A 23240-nucleotide genomic window follows, 5' to 3' on the forward strand; every position below is an offset into this window, starting at 1 on the left:
CCGGGGCCGTCGGGGCAGGGTGTGGGGAGCTCGCGAATGACACTGACGCGACGCATGCTTCTGGCGGGGCTGGCCTCGGGCCTGGGCGAGGCCACGCTGGCGCAGGGCGCGCGTCTTCCGACCCTGGGGCGGGCGGGCGCGGCGCTGGTTCCGGCGATGGTCACCAATGCGGTTGCGGCGCCGGCGTCGGCCCGCGTGGGCGCCCCCTCGGCCGAGGATCTGATCCGCGCCGCCGATCTGGGGGGCGATGTGGCCTATGCGCTGGCGGATGCGCGCACCGGGCTGGTGCTGGAAACGCGCGCGGGCGGCAAGGCGCTGCCGCCGGCCTCGACCGCCAAGACGATCACCGCGCTCTATGCGCTCGACACGCTGCATGCCGAGGCGCGCTTCAAGACCCGGCTGATCGCCACGGGGCCGATCTCGGGCGGCCAGATCCGCGGCGACCTGATCCTGGCGGGGGGCGGGGATCCCACGCTCGACACCGATGACCTGGCGGCCATGGCGCGGGCGCTGCGGGCGCGCGGGGTGACCGGTATCACCGGGCGGTTCCTGGTCTGGGCCGGCGCGCTGCCCTTCGCCCACGAGATCGCCGGCGATCAGCCCGAGCATGTCGGCTACAACCCCGCCGTCTCGGGGATCAACCTCAATTACAACCGCGTGCAACTGGTCTGGGCCCGCGGGCAGAACGGCTATCGGCTGGGCATGGATGCCGCCAGCGAACATATCGCGCCCAAGGTCTATTCGGTGCGCGTCACGCTGGCCAACCGCAAGAGCCCGCTTTTCACCTATGCCGAGCATGACGGGCGCGAGGAATGGACCGTGGCCGCGGCCTCGCTCAGCCAGCGCGGCAGCCGCTGGCTGCCGGTGCGCCGGCCCGATCTCTATGCCGGCGATGTGTTCCAGACGCTGGCGCGCGCGCAAGGCACGCCGCTGCCCGCCCCCCAGCCGGTCCAGACCCTGCCGGGCGGCGAGGTGGTCGTGGATCACGACAGCCGTGCCCTGCGCGATATCCTGCGCGAGATGTTGAAATATTCCAACAACATGACCGCCGAAGCCGTGGGCATGGCCGCAAGTCTTGGCCGGGGTCAGCGCGGCGATATCCGCGCCTCGGCCCGCGCCATGACCGACTGGCTGCGCAGCGCTTCGGGCGCGCAGGGCGCGCGCTTCGTCGATCATTCCGGGCTGGGCGTGGCCTCGCGCATCCCGCCGGCCGAGATGGTCTCGGCCATCGTCGGGCTGGGCGGCCGCGCGGGCCTGCGCCCGATCCTCAAGCGCATTCCGTTGCGCGACGCGCAGGGCCGGGTTCAGGACAACCACCCGATCCGGGTCGACGCCAAGACCGGGACGCTGAATTTCGTGTCGACGCTGACCGGCTACATGACCGCGCCGGACGGCACCGATCTGGTCTTTGCCATCTCGACGGCGAACATGGGGCTGCGGCAGGCGGCCGGGCGCGTGGAACGCCCCGAAGGCTCGCGCGCCTGGGTGGGCCGGTCCAAGCGCCTGCAACAGCAGCTGATCGAGCGCTGGGGCATGGTCTACGGGCGCTGAGCTGCGGTCCGGCGCGCGCCGGATCATGGGGGCTCGCCTGGGCCGGGTTTTCGGGCTATGCGGGCGCGATGGACACCACTGATGATTTCGAGATCTTCCTCGTCGCCACGCCCGGCCTCGAGGGCCCGCTTCTGGAGGAGGCCCGCGAAAGGGGCTTTGCCGGGGCCGAACCCGTGGCGGGGGGCATCGCCTTCCGCGGCGGCTGGCCCGAGGTCTGGCGCGCCAATCTCGAGATGCGCGGCGCCGCGAAGGTGCTGGCGCGGATCGGGGCGTTCCGGGCGATGCATCTGGCGCAGCTCGACAAGCGGGCGCGCAAGTTTCCCTGGGCCGAGGTGCTGCGCGCGGATGTGCCGGTCAAGGTCGAGGCGACCTGCCGGCGCTCGCGCATCTATCATGCGGGTGCCGCGGCCCAGCGGATCGCGCGGGCCCTGACCGAGGAGCTGGGCGCGCCCGTGGCCGAGGATGCGCCGTTGCGCCTGATGGCGCGGATCGAGGACGATCTGGTGACGCTCAGCCTCGATACCTCGGGCGAGCCTTTGCACCGGCGCGGCCACAAGGAGGCGGTCAACAAGGCCCCCCTGCGCGAGACGCTGGCCGCGCTGTTCCTGCGCGAATGCGGCTATGACGGGACCGAGCCGCTGGTGGACCCGATGTGCGGCTCGGGCACCTTCCCGATCGAGGCGGCCGAGATCGCGGCGGGGCTGGCGCCGGGACGTGCACGCCGCTTCGCCTTCGAGGATCTGGCCAGTTTCGACCCCGCCGCCTGGGCCGATATGCGGGCGCCGCGCCCCGGCCCGGCGCCGGTTCCGCGCTATCACGGCTATGACCGCGACGCCGGCGCCATCCGCATGAGCACGGCCAATGCCGCGCGTGCGGGTGTCGAGGGCTGGACGCGCTTTGCCTGCCAGCCGGTTTCGGATCTGGTGCCGCCCGAGGGCGGGCCGGGGCTGGTCATGGTGAACCCGCCCTATGGCGCGCGGATCGGCAATCGCAAGCTGTTGTTCGGGCTTTACGCCACCCTGGGGCAGGTGCTTCAGGCGCGGTTTCAGGGCTGGCGCGTGGGGCTGGTGACGGCCGATGCCGGGCTGGCCAAGGTCACGGGTCTGCCGTTCCTGCCCAAGGGGGCGCCGGTGGCGCATGGCGGCATGAAGGTCTGGCTGCACCGGACCGACATCCTGCGCTGAGACGCGCGCAGGATCAGGCCGCGGTTTCGGCCAGAGGCGGGCGCATCTCCCAGCCCTTGCGCGTGCCGGGATTGGCCAGAAGCCAGGTCATCTGTGCGCGGTGCATCGACAGGGGCACCTGCGGCGACAGCGCCTGCGCGGCGCGCGATGCGGCCGCGGCCAGCGCGGTGTCGGTCATCTGCGCGGTGCGGATCGCGGCCAGCGCGCCGGGATCGGGCGCGGCGGTGCAGCCCAGAAGGACGCTGGCCCGGCCCACCTGCGCGATCGGCGTGAACCAGGGCCGCAGCAGGTCGAATTGCGCCGCAAGCCAGGGCAGCGCCGGGTCCATCATGTCGCGGATCAGCACGACGCCGCGTCCGGGTTGAAGCGCCGGCAGGAAGGCCGCGGCGACATGATCGGCCACGCGCGCATCGCGCCCGGCGTCCTGCACCAGGATCCCGATCGGGCCCCCGGCCCAGCGCTGCCGGCCGACATCGCCGCGATACCAGGTCAGCCGATGCTCCCACGGCGCGGTCAGCCGATGCGCCAGCGGCAAGATGTCGTCGCCCTCGGCTTCGATCTGCCCGGCATGGGCCAGCCATTGGTTGCGGATCCGGGGCTTGGCGCGAAACCAGTCATAGGCATGCACCAGCACCGGGTCGGGCTCGCCGCCCTGCGGATGGCCTGCCTCGGCATGCCCTGCCGCCATGCGCGCCGCCGCCCCGCCGACGAAGGTGCCCAGATCGACGCTCTGGCCCCGGCCGTCGGCCCATTCCGCCGCCAGCCAGAACACGAGCGCCTGTTCCTCGTCGTGCAGCATGCTGGGCACATGGGCGCAGGTCTTTCGCGCGCGCGACAGTGCCGCGTTCCAGGGACGCGAGCGGAGGGGCTCGAAATACGGATCGGGATGCGCGCTCATGGGGTTAGCCTAGCATCGGCCCTTGCGCGCTGCCAAGCGACCAGGTGTCCGCGCCGCCGCATCCGGGGGGCGACGAAACGGCCCTGCACGCGGTGGGAAAGAGGGCTTGATTTCCCCCCGCAGGTGCCTTAGCAGACGGTTCCACGGCCTAGGGGTATAGCTCAGTTGGTAGAGCATCGGTCTCCAAAACCGAGGGTCGGGGGTTCGAGTCCCTCTGCCCCTGCCAGGCCTTTCCCGAAAATTCGCCGCCAGTGCCGTGCCGATCCCGGCGGGCGTTTCATGCGGTGGCGCGAATCGCGCCCGCGGCCCGGCCGGCATAATGCTTGAATTCGGGGCCGGCGGCGCGTATCTGGGCGGCAAGCGTGGGCGCAGGCTTCGGGGCGCCACGGCCGGAAACACGGAACAGGAAACGTCATGGCAAATCCGCTTCGCTTCATCCAGCAGGTCCGCTCCGAGGTGGGCAAGGTCGTCTGGCCGACGCGGCGTGAGGTGGTGCTGACCACGATCATGGTCTTCACCATGGCCGCCCTAACGTCGGTGTTCTTCTTCTTCGTCGACCTGGCGATCCGTTCGGGGCTGACGTATGGGCTGACCCTGGCGGGCTGATCCCGGCGTTCGGGGTGGCCGGTCTGGAACGGCGGGGCGCAGGCCGCATCCCGCGCACGACTTTGCCGGACAGTGGGGGCATTCGGGGGCACGAGGGCTTGAATTATGGCCTTCGGACCTGTAAGGCAGCCCAAATTCTCCGCAAATGGCGTGCATCGATTCGCTGATGCACGCTGTTTTTTGTTCAGCGGAATCATGACAGGAAAAGCCGGCACAGGCCGGATGACAAGTTCAGGGGCTGGGGCGAGCATGGCCAAACGTTGGTATTCGGTGAGCGTTCTCTCGAACTTCGAGAAGAAGGTGGCCGAACAGATCCGTCAGGCCATCGTGGAACAGGGCCTCGAGGATCAGATCGAGGAAGTTCTGGTTCCGACCGAGGAAGTGATCGAGATCCGCCGCGGCAAGAAGGTGACATCCGAGCGGCGCTTCATGCCCGGCTATGTGCTGGTGCGCATGGAGATGTCGGACAAGGCCTATCACCTGGTCAATTCGATCAACCGGGTGACGGGGTTCCTGGGTCCGCAGGGCAAGCCGATGCCGATGCGCGACGCCGAGGTGAACCAGATCCTCAACCGCGCCGAGGAAGGGGTCGAGGTCGCGCCGCGCAACCTGATCCGCTTCGAGGTCGGTGAGAATGTGAACGTGACCGACGGCCCGTTCGAGGGCTTCTCGGGCATGGTCGAGGAGGTCGACGAGGTGGCCAGCCGCCTCAAGGTCACCGTCTCGATCTTTGGCCGGCCGACGCCGGTCGAGCTGGAATTCACGCAGGTGACCAAGACCGCCTGACGTGCATCCGTGGGAGGCGGGCGTGCCCGCTGCACCACTAAACTGCGCCCGTCGCGGCGCCAGTGATGAAGGAGAGGCCGGATGGCCAAGAAAGTTGTCGGGCAGCTGAAGCTGCAAGTGAAGGCGGGGCAGGCGAACCCCTCTCCGCCCATCGGTCCGGCGCTGGGTCAGCGCGGGATCAACATCATGGAATTCTGCAAGGCGTTCAACGCCAAGACGCAGGAAATCGAAGCCGGCTCGCCGGTTCCGGTGGTGATCACCTATTACGCCGACAAGTCGTTCACCTTCGAGATGAAGACGCCGCCGGCGTCCTTCCTGCTCAAGAAGGCGGCCGGCCTGAAGCCGGTGGGCAAGCGCAACCGCCCGAAAGGGTCGACCAAGCCGGGTCGTGAAGTTGCGGGCACCGTCACCGCCGCGCAGATCCGCGAGATCGCCGAGATCAAGATGAAGGATCTGTCGGCCAACGACGTCGAGGCCGCCATGCAGATCGTTCTGGGGTCGGCCAAGTCGATCGGTATCGAGGTGAAAGGGTAAGCCATGGCCAAGGTTGCGAAACGCACTGCGGCCGCGCGCGCCGCTTTAGAAGGCAAGTCGAACCTGTCGGTCGAGGATGCCGTCAAGCTGATCAAGTCCACCGCCTCGGCCAAGTTCGACGAGACGCTGGAGATCGCCATGAACCTGGGTGTCGACCCGCGTCACGCCGACCAGATGGTCCGCGGCGTGGTCACCCTGCCCAACGGCACCGGCAAGACGGTGCGCGTGGCGGTCTTCGCCCGTGCCGCCAAGGCCGATGAAGCCAAGGCCGCCGGGGCCGACATCGTCGGCGCCGAGGACTTGATGGAAGCCATCCAGGGCGGCAAGATCGACTTCGATCGCTGCATCGCCACGCCGGACATGATGCCGCTGGTCGGCCGTCTGGGCAAGATCCTGGGCCCGCGCAACCTGATGCCGAACCCCAAGGTCGGCACGGTGACGATGGATGTCACCGCGGCCGTTGCGGCGGCCAAGGGTGGTGAAGTCCAGTTCAAGGTCGAGAAGGCCGGCATCATCCACGGCGGCATCGGCAAGGTGTCGTTCTCGGAAGAAGCCCTGGCCCAGAACGTCCGCGCCTTCGTGGGTGCGGTCGCCAAGGCCAAGCCGGCGGGCGCGAAGGGGACCTATCTCAAGAAGGTCTCGCTCAGCTCGACCATGGGTCCGGGCGTCAGCCTCGACCTCAGCTCGGCCAACGCCGAGTAACGAATTCCCGGCCCTTCGGGGCTGGAGAATGGCGGGGCCATCCGGCCCCGTCCGTCCGAGACGGAGGGTGCCCGCGATCGTCAGATCAACGGCTTAATGTCCTTCCCGAGGCGGGGAACGAGACCATTTCCGGGGGCGACCTCGGGCGATCTCGGGACCCGGTTGCGGACCCGACCCCCCACCCCTTGCGGGCGACGGGGGACAATGTGAGCCGGGGGGGAACCCCCACACTTGGAGTGAAACCGTGGATAGAGCCCAGAAAGAGAAAGTGGTCGAGGAACTCGGCCAGATCTTCGCAAGCTCTGGCGTCGTGGTGGTTGCCCACTACGAAGGCATGACGGTCGCACAGATGCAGGACCTGCGCGCGAAAATGCGTGAAGCGGGTGGGTCCGTGCGCGTTGCCAAGAACAAGCTCGCCAAGATCGCCCTTGATGGTCAGCCCTGCGCCAGCATCGCTGATTACCTCACGGGCATGACCGTGCTGTCCTATTCCGAAGACCCTGTCGCTGCTGCGAAGGTCGCGGATGCCTATGCCAAGACGAACGACAAGTTCGTGATCCTTGGCGGGGCCATGGGCGACACGGCCCTGGATCCGGCCGGTGTGAAAGCCGTCGCCCAGATGCCGTCGCGTGAAGAGCTCATCGCTTCGATCGTCGGCTGCATCGGTGCGCCTGCTTCGAACATCGCCGGTGCCATTGGCGCGCCTGCTTCGAACATCGCCGGCATCCTCAAGACGCTTGAGGAGCGGGAAGCCGCCTGAGCGAACCCCATACCTTCGTCGGAAACCTGACGTCGGAAACCCAATTATCGAGAATGGAACGGAAAAATGGCCGATCTCAAAGCCCTTGCCGAGCAAATCGTCAACCTGACGCTGCTCGAAGCCCAAGAACTGAAAACCATCCTGAAGGATGAATACGGCATCGAGCCCGCCGCCGGCGGCGCCGTGATGATGGCTGGCCCCGCCGCGGGTGGCGCTGGCGAAGCCGCTGAAGAAAAGACCGAATTCGACGTCGTCCTCACCGACGCCGGCGCCAACAAGATCAACGTGATCAAGGAAGTGCGCGCGATCACCGGCCTGGGCCTGAAAGAAGCCAAGGAACTGGTGGAAGCCGGTGGCAAGGTCAAGGAAGGCGCGGCCAAGGCCGAAGCCGAAGAAATGAAGAAAAAGCTCGAAGACGCTGGCGCGAAAGTCGAGCTGAAGTAATCGCCCGCGGCTGCGGCCGCATGGTGATGAAAGATCGAGGCTGGGTCCGGGATTTCCGGGCCCGGCCAAACGCCGTCTGTGGGGGGCGTTGCAGCCTCTCTGCCCCCGGATCGGGGATCCCTGATCGGGACATGACGGTGCCGGCTGGCGGCCAGAAGGCCGTTTTTCATGCCACGGCGCCCCAGCGCGCCGGGTTTCGGGGCGAAGCGCCCGGACAGGAGGGAGTTTCCGGCGTTTGGGAGGCGCCGCCAATGCGACAATTCAGGCCCCCGGCGGGGGCGGTCCTTCGCCATCTTGGCAAGCCTCGGCCCCGTGCCGGGTCTTTCCAAGGCGGCAGCTACGGTTCGGGAGCCTTCCTTTGGGACGGGAGGCATGAATGGAACCGGCCCCTTCATTCGCAAGCGGCGCGCACCGGGCCCCGACGGTTCGCACCCGCGAAGAGACGAAAGGTGACGATGAGCATGGCTCAAGCATACGTTGGTCAGAAGCGTATCCGCCGCTACTACGGCAAGATCCGTGAAGTTCTCGAGATGCCGAACCTCATCGAGGTTCAGAAATCCTCCTACGACCTGTTCCTGCGCTCGGGCGACGGGGACAAGGCCCAGGACGGCGAGGGCATCCAGGGTGTCTTCCAGTCGGTGTTCCCGATCAGCGATTTCAACGACAATGCCACGCTCGAGTTCGTGAAATACGAGCTTGAAAAGCCCAAATACGACGTCGACGAATGCCAGAGCCGCGACATGACCTTTTCGGCGCCGCTGAAGGTCACGCTGCGCCTGATCGTGTTCGATGTCGACGAGACCACCGGCGCGCGTTCGGTGAAGGACATCAAGGAGCAGGATGTCTACATGGGCGACATGCCGCTCATGACGCAGAACGGCACCTTCATCGTCAACGGCACCGAGCGGGTCATCGTGTCCCAGATGCACCGCTCGCCGGGCGTGTTCTTCGACCATGACCGCGGCAAGACCCATTCCTCGGGCAAGCTTCTGTTCGCCTGCCGCATCATTCCCTACCGCGGCTCGTGGCTGGACTTCGAATTCGACGCCAAGGATCTGGTCTTCGCGCGCATCGACCGTCGCCGCAAGCTGCCGGTGACGACCCTTCTCTATGCGCTGGGGCTGGATCAGGAAGGCATCGTTTCCGCCTATTACGACACGGTGAACTATCGCCTCGAGGGGCGTCGCGGCTGGGTCACCAGGTTCTTCCCCGAGCGTGTGCGCGGCACCCGCCCGGCCTATGACCTGATCGACGCCGGCACCGGCGAGGTGATCTGCAAGGCCGGCGACAAGGTCACGCCGCGGATGGTCAAGAAACTGATCGACGAAGGCCAGGTGACGGAACTTCTGGTGCCGTTCGAGCATATCGTCGGCCGTTTCTGCGCGCGCGATCTGATCAACGAGGATACCGGCTATATCTACATCGAGGCCGGCGACGAGCTGACCGCGGAATACGACCGCGACGGCGAACTGGTGGGGGGCTCGCTCAAGGCGCTGCTGGATAACGGCATCACCGAGATCCCGGTTCTCGACATCGACAACGTGAATGTCGGCCCCTACATCCGCAACACCATGGCCGCGGACAAGAACATGAACCGCGAGACCGCGCTCATGGACATCTACCGCGTCATGCGTCCGGGCGAGCCGCCGACCGTCGAAGCGGCCTCGACGCTGTTCGACACGCTGTTCTTCGACGCCGAGCGCTATGACCTGTCGGCCGTGGGCCGGGTCAAGATGAACATGCGTCTTGATCTGGATGCGCCCGACACCCAGCGCACGCTGCGTCCGGCCGACATCATCGCCTGTATCCGCGGGCTGGTCGAGCTGCGCGACGGCAAGGGCGAGATCGACGACATCGACCACCTGGGCAACCGCCGGGTGCGCTCGGTCGGCGAGCTGATGGAGAACCAGTATCGCGTTGGCCTGCTGCGCATGGAACGCGCGATCAAGGAACGCATGTCCTCGGTCGAGATCGACACGGTGATGCCGCAGGATCTGATCAACGCCAAGCCGGCGGCGGCGGCGGTGCGCGAATTCTTCGGCTCCTCGCAGCTGTCGCAGTTCATGGACCAGACCAACCCGCTGTCGGAAGTCACCCACAAGCGCCGTCTCTCGGCGCTGGGGCCGGGCGGTCTGACCCGCGAACGCGCGGGCTTCGAGGTGCGCGACGTGCACCCGACCCATTATGGCCGGATGTGCCCGATCGAAACGCCCGAAGGTCAGAACATCGGTCTGATCAACTCGCTCGCCACCTTCGCGCGGGTGAACAAGTATGGCTTCATCGAGACCCCCTATCGCCGGGTCGTGGATGGCAAGGTCACCGACGAGGTGGTCTACATGTCCGCCACCGAGGAAATGCGTCACACCGTGGCGCAGGCCAACGCCGAGCTGGATGACGAGGGCCGCTTCGTCAACGAGCTGGTCTCGACCCGTCAGGCGGGCGAGTTCATGCTCAACCCGCGCGAGGCCGTGGACCTGATCGACGTGTCGCCGAAACAGCTGGTGTCGGTGGGGGCGGCGCTCATCCCGTTCCTTGAAAACGACGACGCCAACCGCGCGCTCATGGGCGCCAACATGCAACGTCAGGCCGTGCCGCTCCTGCGTTCCGAGGCGCCCTTCGTCGGCACCGGGATGGAAGCCGTGGTCGCCCGCGACTCCGGTGCCGCCATCATGGCGCGCCGCAGCGGCGTGATCGACCAGGTCGACGCCCAGCGGATCGTTGTCCGCGCCACCGAGGATCTGGAACCCGGCGATCCGGGCGTGGACATCTACCGTCTGCGCAAGTTCAAGCGTTCGAACCAGTCGTCGTGCATCAACCAGCGCCCGCTGGTGAAGGTGGGCGACAAGGTCTCGCGCGGTCAGGTCATCGCTGACGGTCCGTCGACCGATCAGGGGGAACTGGCGATCGGGCGCAACGTGGTCGTGGCCTTCATGCCCTGGAACGGCTACAACTACGAGGACTCGATCCTGATCTCGGAGCGGATCCACCGCGACGACGTGTTCACCTCGATCCACATCGACGAATACGAGATCGCCGCGCGGGACACCAAGCTGGGCCCGGAAGAGATCACCCGCGACATCCCCAACGTCGGCGAGGAAGCCCTGCGCAACCTCGACGAGGCCGGCATCGTCTATATCGGCGCCGAAGTGGGGCCGGGCGATATCCTGGTCGGCAAGATCACGCCCAAGGGCGAAAGCCCGATGACCCCCGAGGAGAAACTTCTCCGCGCCATCTTCGGTGAAAAGGCCTCGGACGTGCGCGACACCTCGCTGCGGCTGCCGCCGGGGGCCTATGGCACCATCGTCGAAGTGCGGGTCTTCAACCGTCACGGCGTTGACAAGGACGAGCGCGCGCTCCAGATCGAGCGCGAGGAGATCGAGCGCCTGGCCCGTGACCGCGACGACGAGATGGTGATCCTCGAGCGCAACATCTACGCGCGCCTGAAGTCGCTGATCCTGGGCAAGGTGGCGGTCAAGGGGCCGAAGGGCGTCAAACCCGGCGTGACCATCGACGAGGATCTGCTGGGGCAGCTCTCGCGCGGTCAATGGTGGCAGCTGGCGCTTGAAAGCGAGGAGGACGCCAAGGAAGTCGAGGCGCTGCACGACCAGTTCGACGCGCAGAAACGCGCGCTCGAGCACCGCTTCGAGGACAAGGTCGAGAAGGTCCGCCAGGGCGACGACCTGCCTCCGGGCGTGATGAAGATGGTCAAGGTCTTCGTGGCCGTGAAGCGCAAGCTGCAAGCCGGCGACAAGATGGCCGGCCGTCACGGCAACAAGGGCGTCGTGTCGAAGGTCGTGCCCATGGAGGACATGCCCTTCCTGGCCGACGGCACCCCGGTCGACCTGGTGCTGAACCCGCTGGGCGTGCCCAGCCGGATGAACGTCGGGCAGATCCTCGAGACCCACATGGGCTGGGCCGCGCGCGGTCTGGGCCTGAAGATCGACGAGGCCTTGCGCGAATACCGCCGGTCGGGCGACATGTCCCCGGTGCGCGAGGCCATGCGCCACGGCTACGGCGACGAAACCTATGAGGACATCTTCGCGGAGATGGAGGACGAGCGTTTCGTCGAATGCGCCGAGACGGTGCGTGGCGGCATCCCGATCGCCACGCCGGTCTTCGACGGGGCCAAGGAAGGCGACGTCAACGACGCGCTGCGCCGTGCGGGCTTTGACACCTCGGGGCAGTCGATCGTCTTCGACGGCCGGTCCGGCGAGCAATTCGCGCGTCCGGTCACGGTGGGGATGAAATACATCCTCAAGCTGCACCACCTTGTCGACGACAAGATGCACGCGCGCTCGACCGGGCCCTATTCGCTGGTGACCCAGCAGCCGCTGGGCGGCAAGGCCCAGTTCGGCGGGCAGCGTCTCGGGGAGATGGAGGTCTGGGCACTCGAGGCCTATGGCGCCGCCTATACCCTTCAGGAAATGCTGACGGTGAAGTCGGACGACGTGGCGGGCCGGACCAAGGTCTATGAATCGATCGTCAAGGGCGAGGACAATTTCGAGGCCGGCGTGCCGGAATCGTTCAACGTTCTCGTCAAGGAGGTTCGTGGCCTCGGCCTCAACATGGAACTCCTGGATTCGGAGGAAGAGTGAGGGCGGCCCCCGCCCCCATTCGGCCATCCCCTGAGATTAAGGACGCAAGATGAACCAGGAACTCAGCACCAACCCGTTCAACCCGCTGGCCTCGCCCAAGGCGTTCGACGAGATCAAGGTCTCGCTGGCCAGCCCCGAACGGATCCTTTCGTGGTCCTACGGCGAGATCAAGAAGCCCGAGACGATCAACTACCGCACGTTCAAGCCCGAGCGTGACGGCCTGTTCTGCGCGCGCATCTTCGGTCCGATCAAGGATTACGAATGCCTGTGCGGCAAATACAAGCGCATGAAATATCGCGGCGTCGTCTGCGAGAAATGCGGCGTCGAGGTCACCCTCCAGAAGGTGCGCCGCGAGCGGATGGGCCATATCGAACTGGCCGCGCCGGTTGCGCATATCTGGTTCCTGAAGTCGCTGCCCTCGCGCATCGGCCTGATGCTGGACATGACGCTGCGCGATCTCGAGCGCATCCTCTATTTCGAGCAATATGTGGTCATCGAGCCGGGTCTGACGGACCTGAGCTATGGCCAGCTGTTGACCGAAGAGGAATATCTCGACGCGCAGGACCAGTATGGCGCTGACGCCTTCACCGCCAATATCGGCGCCGAGGCGATCCGCGAGATGCTGTCGATGATCGACCTCGAGGCGACGGCCGAGCAGCTGCGCGAGGAGCTGAAGGAAGCCACCGGCGAGCTGAAGCCCAAGAAGATCATCAAGCGGCTGAAGATCGTCGAATCCTTCCTGGAATCGGGCAACCGCCCGGAATGGATGGTGCTGACCGTCATCCCGGTCATTCCGCCGGAACTGCGCCCGCTGGTGCCGCTGGATGGCGGCCGTTTCGCCACTTCGGACCTCAACGATCTCTATCGCCGGGTCATCAACCGCAACAACCGCCTCAAGCGGCTGATCGAGCTGCGCGCGCCCGACATCATCGTGCGCAACGAGAAGCGGATGCTTCAGGAATCGGTCGACGCGCTGTTTGACAACGGCCGCCGCGGCCGCGTCATCACCGGCACCAACAAGCGGCCGCTGAAGTCGCTGTCGGACATGCTCAAGGGCAAGCAGGGTCGCTTCCGCCAGAACCTTCTGGGGAAACGGGTCGACTTCTCGGGCCGTTCGGTGATCGTGACCGGGCCGGAACTCAAGCTGCATCAATGCGGCCTGCCCAAGAAGATGGCGCTCGAGCTGTTCAAGCCGTTCATCTATTCGCGCCTCGAGGCCAAGGGCCTCAGCTCGACGGTGAAACAGGCCAAGAAACTGGTCGAGAAGGAACGCCCCGAGGTCTGGGACATCCTCGACGAGGTGATCCGCGAACACCCGGTGCTTCTGAACCGCGCGCCGACGCTGCACCGTCTGGGCATCCAGGCGTTCGAGCCGCAGCTGATCGAGGGCAAGGCGATCCAGCTTCACCCGCTGGTCTGTTCGGCCTTCAACGCCGACTTCGACGGTGACCAGATGGCCGTTCACGTTCCGCTTTCGCTGGAAGCCCAGCTGGAAGCGCGCGTGCTGATGATGTCGACCAACAACGTGCTGTCGCCCGCCAACGGCAGCCCGATCATCGTGCCGTCGCAGGACATGGTTCTTGGCCTCTATTACACCACGATGGAGCGTCAGGGCATGAAGGGCGAAGGCATGGTCTTCGCCAGCGTCGAGGAAGTCGAACACGCGCTCAACGCCGGCGAAGTGCATCTGCACGCCCGCATCCAGGCGCGCGTGAAACAGATCGACGAGCACGGCAACGAGGTCTGGAAACGCTTCGAGACCACGCCCGGCCGGGTGCGTCTGGGCGCGCTTCTGCCGCTCAACGCCAAGGCGCCGTTCGAGCTGGTCAACCGCCTGCTGCGCAAGAAGGACGTCCAGAACGTCATCGACACCGTCTACCGCTACTGCGGCCAGAAGGAATCGGTGATCTTCTGTGACCAGATCATGGGCATGGGCTTCCGCGAGGCCTTCAAGGCCGGGATCTCGTTCGGCAAGGACGACATGGTGATCCCGGACACCAAGTGGGACATCGTCAACGAGACCCGCGATCAGGTGGCCGGCTTCGAACAGCAATACATGGATGGTCTGATCACCCAGGGCGAGAAATACAACAAGGTCGTCGACGCCTGGACCAAGTGCAACGACAAGGTCACCGAGGCCATGATGTCCACCATCTCGGCGGCGCGTCATGACGAGGACGGCTCCGAACGCGAACCGAACTCGGTCTACATGATGGCGCACTCGGGCGCGCGGGGCTCGGTCATCCAGATGAAGCAGCTGGGCGGCATGCGGGGCCTGATGGCCAAGCCGAACGGCGAGATCATCGAGACGCCGATCATCTCGAACTTCAAGGAAGGCCTGACCGTGCTGGAGTATTTCAACTCCACCCACGGCGCGCGGAAGGGGCTGTCGGATACCGCTCTGAAGACGGCGAACTCGGGCTATCTGACCCGCCGTCTGGTCGACGTGGCGCAGGATTGCATCGTGCGCAGCCACGATTGCGGCACCGATCGTGCGATCACGGCCTCGGCCGCGGTCAACGACGGCGAGGTCATCGCGCCCCTGGGCGAGCGCGTCCTGGGTCGTGTCGCGGCCGACGACGTGCTGGTTCCGGGTTCGGACGAGGTGCTGGTCCGCAAGGGCGAGCTGATCGACGAGCGCAAGGCCGACGCGATCGAGACCATGGGCATCCAGAGCGTGCGCATCCGCTCGCCGCTGACCTGCGAGGCCGAAGAGGGCGTCTGTGCGCTGTGCTACGGCCGTGACCTTGCGCGCGGCACGCTGGTCAACCAGGGCGAAGCGGTGGGCATCATCGCCGCCCAGTCGATCGGCGAACCGGGCACGCAGCTGACGATGCGGACCTTCCACATCGGCGGCGTTGCGCAGGGGGGTCAGCAATCCTTCCTCGAGGCCAGCCAGGAAGGCCGGATCGAGTTCCGCAACCCCTCGCTCATCGTCAATGCGGCGGGCGAACAGATCGTCATGGGCCGCGCGATGCAGCTGGTCATCATGGACGAGCAGGGCGAGGAACGCGCCAGTCACAAGCTGGGCTACGGCACCAAGCTGTTCGTCAAGGAAGGCGAGACGGTCGCGCGCGGCACCAAGCTGTTCGAATGGGACCCCTACACCCTTCCGATCATCGCCGAGAAGGACGGTGTGGCGAAGTTCGTGGACCTCATCTCGGGGATCTCGGTGCGCGAGGATACCGACGATGCGACGGGCATGACGCAGAAGATCGTCTCCGATTGGCGCACCGCGCCGCGCGGCAACGAACTCAAGCCCGAAGTCATCCTGGTCGATCCGGCCAGCGGCGAGCCCGTGCGCAACGATGCGGGCAACCCGGTCAGCTATCCGATGTCGGTGGATGCCATCCTCTCGATCGAGGACGGGCAGGCGCTGCGGGCCGGTGACGTGGTGGCGCGGATCCCGCGCGAAGGGGCCAAGACGAAGGACATCACCGGCGGTCTGCCGCGGGTGGCCGAACTCTTCGAGGCCCGTCGTCCCAAGGATCACGCGATCATCGCCGAGGCCGATGGCTATGTGCGCTTTGGCAAGGACTACAAGAACAAGCGCCGCATCACCATCGAGCCGGTGCAGGAAGGTCTGGAGCCGATCGAATACATGGTGCCGAAAGGCAAGCACATCCCGGTGCAGGAAGGCGACTTCGTGCAGAAGGGTGATTACATCATGGACGGCAACCCGGCCCCGCATGACATCCTGCGCATCATGGGGATCGAGGCGCTGGCCGATTACCTGATCGACGAGGTGCAGGACGTCTACCGGCTGCAAGGCGTGAAGATCAACGACAAGCACATCGAGGTGATCGTGCGGCAGATGCTGCAAAAGATCGAGATCCTCGATTCGGGCGACACCACGCTTCTCAAGGGCGAGCACATCGACAAGGCCGAGTTCGACGAGGAGAACGAGAAGGTCATCGCCCGCGGCGGCCGTCCGGCCACCGGCGAACCGGTCCTTCTGGGGATCACCAAGGCGTCGCTGCAAACGCGCAGCTTCATCTCGGCGGCCTCGTTCCAGGAAACGACGCGCGTGCTCACCGAGGCTTCGGTTCAGGGCAAGCGCGACAAGCTGGTCGGCCTGAAGGAAAACGTGATCGTCGGCCGTCTGATCCCGGCGGGCACCGGCGGGGCCACGACGCGCGTCAAGAAAGTGGCGGCGGACCGCGACCACAAGGTCATCGAGGCGCGCCGCGCCGAGGCCGAAGCGGCGGCGGCTCTGGCGGCCCCCTTCGAGGAGCCGGCCGAGGCCGACACCGACCTGGGTCTGGTCGACACGCCGGAAAGCCGCGATCTCTGATCGCCGCGCCTCAGGCATGAAAACTGCGGGACCGCGCCGGCCATCGGCGCGGTCCCTTTCGTTTTGCGGCCCGGTTTTACGGTCACGTCTCATCGCCCGGCTTGACAGGCCCGCGTCCCGGATCAAGCGTGCCGGGGGCCCGGCAACGGGTGGTAAATGGGCAAGGGGCAGGGCCATGAACCGACGCAGCTTGACCGGCGCGCGGGGCGCGCAATGAACAGGCCGGCCAATCTGTTGGGGGCCAATCTGCGCGGCGCTGCCCTGATGAGCGCCGCAATGGCGGCCTTCATCTGCAACGACGCGCTGATGAAGCAGATCACCCAGAGCCTGCCCCTGCCGCAGGCGATGGTGCTGCGCGGGCTGGTCGCGCTGGCGGGGCTGTTGCTGGTCGCGGCCTGGCGCCGGCCCTGGGCGGGGCTGCGGCTGCGCGGGCGGGATCTGCATCTGCTGGGCTGGCGGTCGCTGGCCGAGATCGGCTCGACCCTGACCTATCTGACCGCGCTGGCGCATATGCCGTTGGCCAATCTGGTGGCGATCTTGCAGGCGCTGCCGCTGGCCGTGGCGCTGACGGCCGCGCTGGTCCTGTCCGAACCTCTGGGCCGGCGGCACCTGCTGGTCATCCTGGTGGGCTTTGCCGGTGTCCTGCTGATCGTGCGGCCGGGTCCGCAGGGCTATGACCTCTGGGCGCTTCTCGGGGTGGCGACGGTCGGGCTGGTGGTGCTGCGCGACCTGAGCACGCGGGCGATGTCGGCGGCGGTGCCCTCGCTTGTCGTGGCGATCGCCGCGGCGGCGGTGGTGACGCTGGCGGGGGCGCTGCTCAGCCTGGGAACGGGGTGGGTGCGGCCCGCGCCGGTCACGCTTGTCCAGATCGCGGGGGCGGGGGCGCTGCTGGTCGTGGGCTATCTCAGCATCGTCGCGGCCATGCGCGCAGGCGAGGTCGCGCGCATCGCCCCCTATCGCTATACCGCCCTGGTCTGGGGGCTGGGGCTGGGCTGGTTCGTCTTCGGCGAATGGCCCGAGCCGCTGGCCTGGGCGGGGGCTGCGCTGATCGTCGGCGCGGGGCTTTACGGCTATCGCCTCTCGGGGCGGCCGGCCTAGGGTCGCGGATTGCCCCGCCGCCGGGGCTCGGTTATCACGGGGCTGCCTTGCATGCGGCGGGGACGACGAGGACGGCGCGATGACGGACGACAGCACGCAGGCCGACGGCCGGCACCGCATGGCGGGACGCCGGGGCGCGCTGACATGGGCGGTGGGTCTTGCGGCGCTGACGGCGGGGCTCTTGTGGGTCTTTGCCCGCTGGCCGGAGCTGGATCTGGCGGCGACGGCGGCCTTCTTCACCCCCGGTCAGGGCTTTGCCTGGGCGCGTGTCCCGCAGCTGGTCGAGATGCGCCAGGATATCTGGGATATCGCGCTGGTGCCGCTGGCGGTGGCGCTGGTCGCGGGTCTGGCGGGGCTGGTCCTGCGCCGGGGCCGGGTGATGGGGGTGGCCACGCGGCTGTGGGGCTTTGTCGTGCTGCTCTATCTGCTGGGGCCGGGCCTTCTGGTCAACGCGCTGCTCAAGGCGCATTGGGGGCGCGCGCGTCCCGAGACGGTGGCTGAATTCGGCGGCTCGGCGCGGTTCACCCCGCCGCATTTGCCCGCGGATCAATGCCTGTCGAACTGTTCCTTCGTCTCGGGCGAGGCGGCGGCGGTGGCGGCGCTGGCGATCTCGGTGCATCTGGTTCTGCGCGACGCGCTGCCGGACGAACGCGCGGTGCGCCGCATCATCGACCTGTGCCTGGCGTTCCTGGTCGTGGCGGGCGCGGGGCTGCGGGTGGCCTTCGGGCGCCACTTCCTGTCCGACGTGACCCTGGCCGCCGTCCTGACCGCGCTGGTCGCGGCGATCCTGTGGGCGATCTTGCGGCCTGCGGGGCAGGGCGGCCACGGCGGGGCGCGCAGGCGCTGACAACCGGGCTCGTCTGTTGACAAGCTGTCCGACTCCCCCTATAGCCCGCCTACCTGACGGGCGAGCCATGCCTGCCGGGGGCCAAACATGTTCCTGTGGTCAAGATCCGGGCCGCCGCCCCGATCCTCTGGAATTCCACCGCGTCGTCCCGAAGCAAGGGGGCGAATGCGGTTTAGGCGTTTGCGGACGCGCAGGCGCCGTGACGAAAACTCGTGCGCCCCCGGGGGCGTGAAACAGAACGGTTGAGAACGGGAAAGCACCGGAATGCCGACGATTCAACAGCTGATCCGCAAACCGCGGGATCCGAAAGTCAAACGGTCCAAGTCGCAGCACTTGGAATCCTGCCCGCAAAAGCGCGGCGTCTGCACGCGCGTCTACACCACGACGCCGAAGAAGCCGAACTCCGCTATGCGGAAAGTTGCCAAGGTTCGCCTGACCAACGGTTATGAAGTGATCAGCTACATCCCCGGCGAAAAACACAACCTGCAAGAACACTCGGTCGTGCTGATCCGCGGCGGCCGCGTCAAGGACCTTCCCGGCGTTCGTTACCACATCCTGCGCGGCGTGCTCGACACCCAGGGCGTCAAGGATCGTCGTCAGCGCCGCTCGAAATACGGCGCCAAGCGTCCGAAGTAAGGAGAGCATTCGATGTCTCGTCGTCACGCTGCTGAAAAGCGCGAAGTCCTGCCTGACGCCAAGTTCGGCGACCGGGTGGTCACCAAATTCATGAACAACCTGATGATCGACGGCAAGAAATCGGTTGCCGAGCGCATCGTCTATTCGGCGCTCGACCGCGTTCAGTCGAAACTGAAGCGCGAGCCGATCGAAGTCTTCCACGAGGCGCTGGACAACGTGAAGCCGGCCGTCGAGGTGCGTTCGCGCCGCGTCGGTGGTGCCACCTACCAGGTTCCGGTCGAGGTTCGTCCGACCCGCCGCGAAGCGCTGGCCATCCGCTGGCTGATCGCTGCCGCCAAGAACCGCAACGAGCACACCATGGAAGAGCGCCTGGCCGGCGAGCTTCTGGATGCGGTGAACTCGCGCGGGGCGGCCGTCAAGAAGCGCGAAGACACCCACAAGATGGCCGACGCCAACAAGGCGTTCAGCCATTACCGCTGGTAAGAGGAACAGATCATGGCGCGCGTCTATCCGCTGACCCGTTATCGCAACTTCGGTATCATGGCCCACATCGACGCGGGCAAGACGACCACGACCGAACGGATCCTCTACTACACCGGCAAATCGCACAAGATCGGCGAAGTCCATGATGGCGCGGCCACCATGGACTGGATGGAGCAGGAGCAGGAGCGCGGCATCACGATCACCTCGGCGGCCACGACCACGTTCTGGCAACGTCAGGAAGATCCGACCGCCGAGGGCACCTCGGACACCAAGTACCGCTTCAACATCATCGACACCCCCGGACACGTCGACTTCACCATCGAAGTCGAACGTTCGCTGGCCGTTCTTGACGGTGCCGTCTGCCTGCTCGACGCCAACGCCGGCGTTGAACCGCAGACCGAAACCGTGTGGCGTCAGGCTGACCGCTACAAGGTTCCGCGGATCGTCTTCGTCAACAAGATGGACAAGATCGGCGCCGACTACTTCAAGTGCGTCGAGATGATCAAGGACCGCACCGGCGGCACTCCCTGCCCGGTGGTGCTTCCGATCGGGGCCGAGGACAAGCTGGAAGGCATCATCGACCTCATCAAGATGGAAGAATGGGTCTGGAAGGGCGAAGACCTCGGCGCGAGCTGGGTCCGTCAGCCGATCCGTGACGACCTGAAGGATCTGGCCGACGAATGGCGTTCCAACATGATCGAGCTTGCCGTCGAGCAAGACGATGACGCGATGGAAGCCTATCTCGAAGGCAACGAGCCCGACGAAGACACGCTGCGCAAGCTGATCCGCAAGGGCACGCTGGCGATGGCCTTCTTCCCGGTGCTGTCCGGTTCGGCGTTCAAGAACAAGGGCGTGCAGCCGCTGCTGAACGCGGTCATCGACTTCCTGCCGGCGCCGATCGACGTGCCGACGCTGAAGGGCTTTGCCCCCGACGACGAGAGTGAGACCCGCAACATCGAGCGTCCCGCCGATGACGCGGCGCCCTTCTCGGCGCTGGCCTTCAAGATCATGAACGACCCCTTCGTGGGCTCGCTCACCTTCACGCGGATCTATTCGGGTGTCCTCAAGAAGGGCGACCAGATGCTGAACGCGACGAAGGGCAAGCGCGAGCGCGTCGGCCGGATGATGATGATGCACTCGATCAACCGCGAGGAGATCGAGGAAGCCTTTGCGGGCGACATCATCGCGCTGGCCGGTCTGAAGGAAACCACCACGGGCGACACGCTCTGCGATCCGTCGAAACCGGTGGTTCTGGAAACCATGACCTTCCCCGAGCCGGTGATCGAGATCGCCGTCGAGCCGAAGTCGAAAGCCGACCAGGAGAAGATGGGCCTGGCGCTGGCGCGTCTGGCGGCCGAAGACCCGTCCTTCCGCGTCGAGACCGATTTCGAATCGGGCCAGACGATCATGAAGGGCATGGGCGAGCTTCACCTCGACATTCTCGTCGATCGCATGCGGCGCGAGTTCAAGGTCGAGGCCAACATCGGCGCGCCGCAGGTGGCTTATCGTGAAACCATCTCGACCTCGGCCGAGATCGACTACACGCACAAGAAACAGACCGGTGGCACCGGCCAGTTCGCCCGCGTGAAGCTGATCATCGAACCGACCGAACCGGGCGAAGGCTATTCCTTCGAAAGCCGGATCGTCGGTGGTGCGGTGCCCAAGGAATACATTCCGGGCGTCGAGAAGGGCATCAAGTCGGTGATGGATTCCGGTCCGCTGGCGGGCTTCCCGGTGATCGACTTCAAGGTGGCGCTGATCGACGGTGCCTTCCACGACGTCGACTCGTCGGTCCTGGCCTTCGAGATCGCTACCCGTGCCGCGATGCGCGAAGGTCTGAAGAAGGCCGGCGCCAAGCTGCTCGAGCCGATCATGAAGGTCGAAGTGGTGACCCCGGAAGAATACACCGGCGGCATCATCGGCGACCTGACCAGCCGTCGCGGCATGGTGCAGGGGCAAGACACCCGCGGCAACGCGAATGTCATCAACGCCTTCGTGCCGCTGGCCAACATGTTCGGCTACATCAACAACCTGCGGTCGATGTCCTCGGGCCGCGCGGTCTTCACCATGATCTTCGATCACTATGAAGCCGTGCCGCAGAACATCTCGGACGAGATCCAGAAGAAATACGCGTAAGGGCAGGGCGACAGCCCTCCCCTCACCCCACGGAACAGGAGGCCATCATGGCAAAGGCAAAGTTTGAACGGACGAAACCGCACGTCAACATCGGCACGATCGGCCACGTTGACCACGGGAAGACGACGCTGACGGCTGCGATCACGAAATACTTCGGCGAGTTCAAGGCCTACGACCAGATCGACGGCGCGCCGGAAGAGAAGGCGCGCGGGATCACGATCTCGACGGCGCACGTTGAATACGAGACGGAGAGCCGTCACTACGCGCACGTGGACTGCCCCGGCCACGCCGACTACGTGAAGAACATGATCACGGGTGCGGCGCAGATGGACGGCGCGATCCTGGTTGTGAACGCGGCCGACGGCCCGATGCCGCAGACGCGCGAACACATCCTGCTGGGCCGTCAGGTCGGCATTCCGTTCATGGTGGTTTACCTGAACAAGGTTGACCAGGTGGATGACGAGGAACTGCTGGAGCTGGTCGAGATGGAAGTGCGCGAGCTTCTGTCGTCCTACGACTACCCCGGCGACGACATCCCGATCATCAAGGGGTCGGCTCTGGCCGCTCTGGAAGGCCGCGACGAGGAAATCGGCGAGAAGTCGATCCGCGCGCTGCTGGAAGCCTGCGACAGCTACATCCCGACGCCGGAACGTGCGGTTGACCAGCCGTTCCTGATGCCGATCGAGGACGTGTTCTCGATCTCGGGCCGCGGCACGGTGGTGACCGGGCGTGTGGAACGCGGTGTGATCAACGTCGGCGACGAGATCGAGATCGTGGGGATCCGCGACACCAAGAAGACGGTGTGCACGGGCGTCGAGATGTTCCGCAAGCTGCTGGATCGCGGTGAGGCGGGCGACAACATCGGCGCGCTGCTGCGCGGCGTGGACCGTGACGGCGTGGAGCGCGGCCAGGTGCTGTGCAAGCCCGGCTCGGTGAAACCGCACACCAAGTTCGAGGCCGAGGCCTACATCCTGACCAAGGAAGAAGGTGGCCGTCACACGCCGTTCTTCGCCAACTACCGCCCGCAGTTCTACTTCCGCACGACCGACGTGACGGGCACGGTGAAACTGCCGGAAGGCACGGAAATGGTGATGCCGGGTGACAACCTGAAGTTCGAGGTCGAACTGATCGCCCCGATCGCCATGGAAGAGAAACTGCGCTTCGCCATCCGCGAAGGCGGCCGCACCGTCGGCGCCGGCGTCGTCTCGAAAATCATCGAGTAACGTCCGTTTCTGGCTGAATTCCGGTTCCGCGCCTCGGCGCGGGGCCGGCCCCCTCGGGGCCCTCGGGCCCCGCTCCGTTTTTTTCGGTTCGAAGCAGGTCGGGCATGAGGTCCGGTCTGCCTCTCAACCGCAGCCCCCGCGAGAGGCAAGGACTATGCAAGGTCAGAACATTCGCATCCGGCTGAAGGCCTTCGATTACCGCGTGCTGGACGCCAGCACGCAGGAAATCGTGAACACGGCCAAGCGCACGGGTGCTCAGGTCCGCGGGCCCATCCCGCTGCCCAACAAGATCGAGAAATTCACCGTTCTCCGCGGTCCGCACATCGACAAGAAGTCGCGCGACCAATGGGAGATCCGGACGCACAAGCGTCTTCTGGACATCGTCGACCCGACCCCGCAGACGGTCGACGCGCTGATGAAGCTTGACCTCGCCGCCGGCGTGGATGTCGAGATCAAGGTCTGA

Annotated in this window: 18 protein-coding genes and 1 tRNA gene; 18 read left to right on the forward strand and 1 reads right to left on the reverse strand. The window is 66.1% G+C overall.

Annotated elements, in window-relative coordinates; translation table 11 throughout:
- The first annotated feature begins 36 nt into the window (after nt 1-36).
- Both dacB and BW949_RS05485 read left to right on the forward strand, forming a co-directional pair.
- A complete protein-coding gene (dacB, locus tag BW949_RS05480; protein WP_076363939.1) occupies nt 37-1551 on the forward strand; it encodes a D-alanyl-D-alanine carboxypeptidase/D-alanyl-D-alanine endopeptidase in 1515 nt (504 codons plus the stop codon).
- Nucleotides 1552-1619: 68 nt separating this feature from the next.
- Nucleotides 1620-2735 (forward strand): THUMP domain-containing class I SAM-dependent RNA methyltransferase, encoded by a 1116-nt coding sequence (locus tag BW949_RS05485; RefSeq protein WP_076363940.1) that lies wholly within the window; start codon nt 1620-1622, stop codon nt 2733-2735.
- 13 nt (nt 2736-2748) lie between these two features.
- On the opposite strand, the gene BW949_RS05490 is transcribed toward BW949_RS05485, so the two are convergent.
- Entirely contained in the window at nt 2749-3633 is an 885-nt protein-coding gene (locus tag BW949_RS05490) for a hypothetical protein (protein WP_076363941.1), read from the reverse strand.
- A gap of 150 nt (nt 3634-3783) precedes the next feature.
- On the opposite strand from BW949_RS05490, the gene BW949_RS05495 reads away from it, so the two are divergent.
- From BW949_RS05495 to rpsJ, 16 genes are all read left to right on the forward strand, one after another.
- A tRNA-Trp gene (locus tag BW949_RS05495) sits at nt 3784-3859 on the forward strand.
- A gap of 188 nt (nt 3860-4047) precedes the next feature.
- Entirely contained in the window at nt 4048-4239 is a 192-nt protein-coding gene (gene secE / locus BW949_RS05500; protein WP_076363942.1) for a preprotein translocase subunit SecE, read from the forward strand.
- Nucleotides 4240-4488: 249 nt separating this feature from the next.
- Nucleotides 4489-5025: a transcription termination/antitermination protein NusG gene (gene nusG / locus BW949_RS05505; RefSeq protein ID WP_076363943.1), complete on the forward strand. Its 537-nt coding sequence runs from the start codon at nt 4489-4491 to the stop codon at nt 5023-5025.
- Between the two features lie 81 nt (nt 5026-5106).
- On the forward strand, nt 5107-5559 hold the full coding sequence (gene rplK / locus BW949_RS05510; RefSeq protein WP_076363944.1) for a 50S ribosomal protein L11: 453 nt from the start codon (nt 5107-5109) through the stop codon (nt 5557-5559).
- A 3-nt stretch (nt 5560-5562) separates the two neighbouring features.
- Nucleotides 5563-6261, forward strand: coding sequence for a 50S ribosomal protein L1 (gene rplA / locus BW949_RS05515; protein WP_076363945.1), 699 nt, complete (start codon nt 5563-5565; stop codon nt 6259-6261).
- A gap of 244 nt (nt 6262-6505) precedes the next feature.
- A complete protein-coding gene (gene rplJ, locus BW949_RS05520; RefSeq protein ID WP_076363946.1) occupies nt 6506-7021 on the forward strand; it encodes a 50S ribosomal protein L10 in 516 nt (171 codons plus the stop codon).
- Between the two features lie 66 nt (nt 7022-7087).
- On the forward strand, nt 7088-7465 hold the full coding sequence (gene rplL, locus BW949_RS05525) for a 50S ribosomal protein L7/L12 (protein WP_076363947.1): 378 nt from the start codon (nt 7088-7090) through the stop codon (nt 7463-7465).
- 461 nt (nt 7466-7926) lie between these two features.
- Nucleotides 7927-12060 (forward strand): DNA-directed RNA polymerase subunit beta, encoded by a 4134-nt coding sequence (gene rpoB, locus BW949_RS05530; RefSeq protein WP_076364807.1) that lies wholly within the window; start codon nt 7927-7929, stop codon nt 12058-12060.
- A 49-nt stretch (nt 12061-12109) separates the two neighbouring features.
- The gene (gene rpoC / locus BW949_RS05535) at nt 12110-16354 is read left to right on the forward strand and encodes a DNA-directed RNA polymerase subunit beta' (protein ID WP_076363948.1); all 4245 of its coding nucleotides are present in this window, start codon (nt 12110-12112) and stop codon (nt 16352-16354) included.
- 264 nt (nt 16355-16618) lie between these two features.
- Complete coding sequence (locus BW949_RS05540; RefSeq protein ID WP_076364809.1) at nt 16619-17452, forward strand: DMT family transporter; 834 nt, start codon at nt 16619-16621, stop codon at nt 17450-17452.
- Nucleotides 17453-17531: 79 nt separating this feature from the next.
- Nucleotides 17532-18299, forward strand: a complete 768-nt coding sequence (locus tag BW949_RS05545; protein ID WP_076363949.1) for a phosphatase PAP2 family protein — start codon at nt 17532-17534, stop codon at nt 18297-18299.
- Between the two features lie 264 nt (nt 18300-18563).
- Complete coding sequence (gene rpsL / locus BW949_RS05550; protein WP_076363950.1) at nt 18564-18935, forward strand: 30S ribosomal protein S12; 372 nt, start codon at nt 18564-18566, stop codon at nt 18933-18935.
- Nucleotides 18936-18947: 12 nt separating this feature from the next.
- On the forward strand, nt 18948-19418 hold the full coding sequence (rpsG, locus tag BW949_RS05555; RefSeq protein ID WP_076363951.1) for a 30S ribosomal protein S7: 471 nt from the start codon (nt 18948-18950) through the stop codon (nt 19416-19418).
- 12 nt (nt 19419-19430) lie between these two features.
- On the forward strand, nt 19431-21554 hold the full coding sequence (gene fusA / locus BW949_RS05560; protein ID WP_076363952.1) for an elongation factor G: 2124 nt from the start codon (nt 19431-19433) through the stop codon (nt 21552-21554).
- Between the two features lie 47 nt (nt 21555-21601).
- Nucleotides 21602-22777, forward strand: coding sequence for an elongation factor Tu (gene tuf, locus BW949_RS05565; RefSeq protein WP_076363932.1), 1176 nt, complete (start codon nt 21602-21604; stop codon nt 22775-22777).
- Between the two features lie 154 nt (nt 22778-22931).
- Complete coding sequence (gene rpsJ, locus BW949_RS05570) at nt 22932-23240, forward strand: 30S ribosomal protein S10 (RefSeq protein ID WP_071469578.1); 309 nt, start codon at nt 22932-22934, stop codon at nt 23238-23240.

Origin of the sequence: Phaeovulum vinaykumarii (assembly GCF_900156695.1) — a bacterium.
In the GTDB taxonomy this organism is placed as follows: Bacteria; Pseudomonadota; Alphaproteobacteria; order Rhodobacterales; family Rhodobacteraceae; genus Bieblia_A; species Bieblia_A vinaykumarii.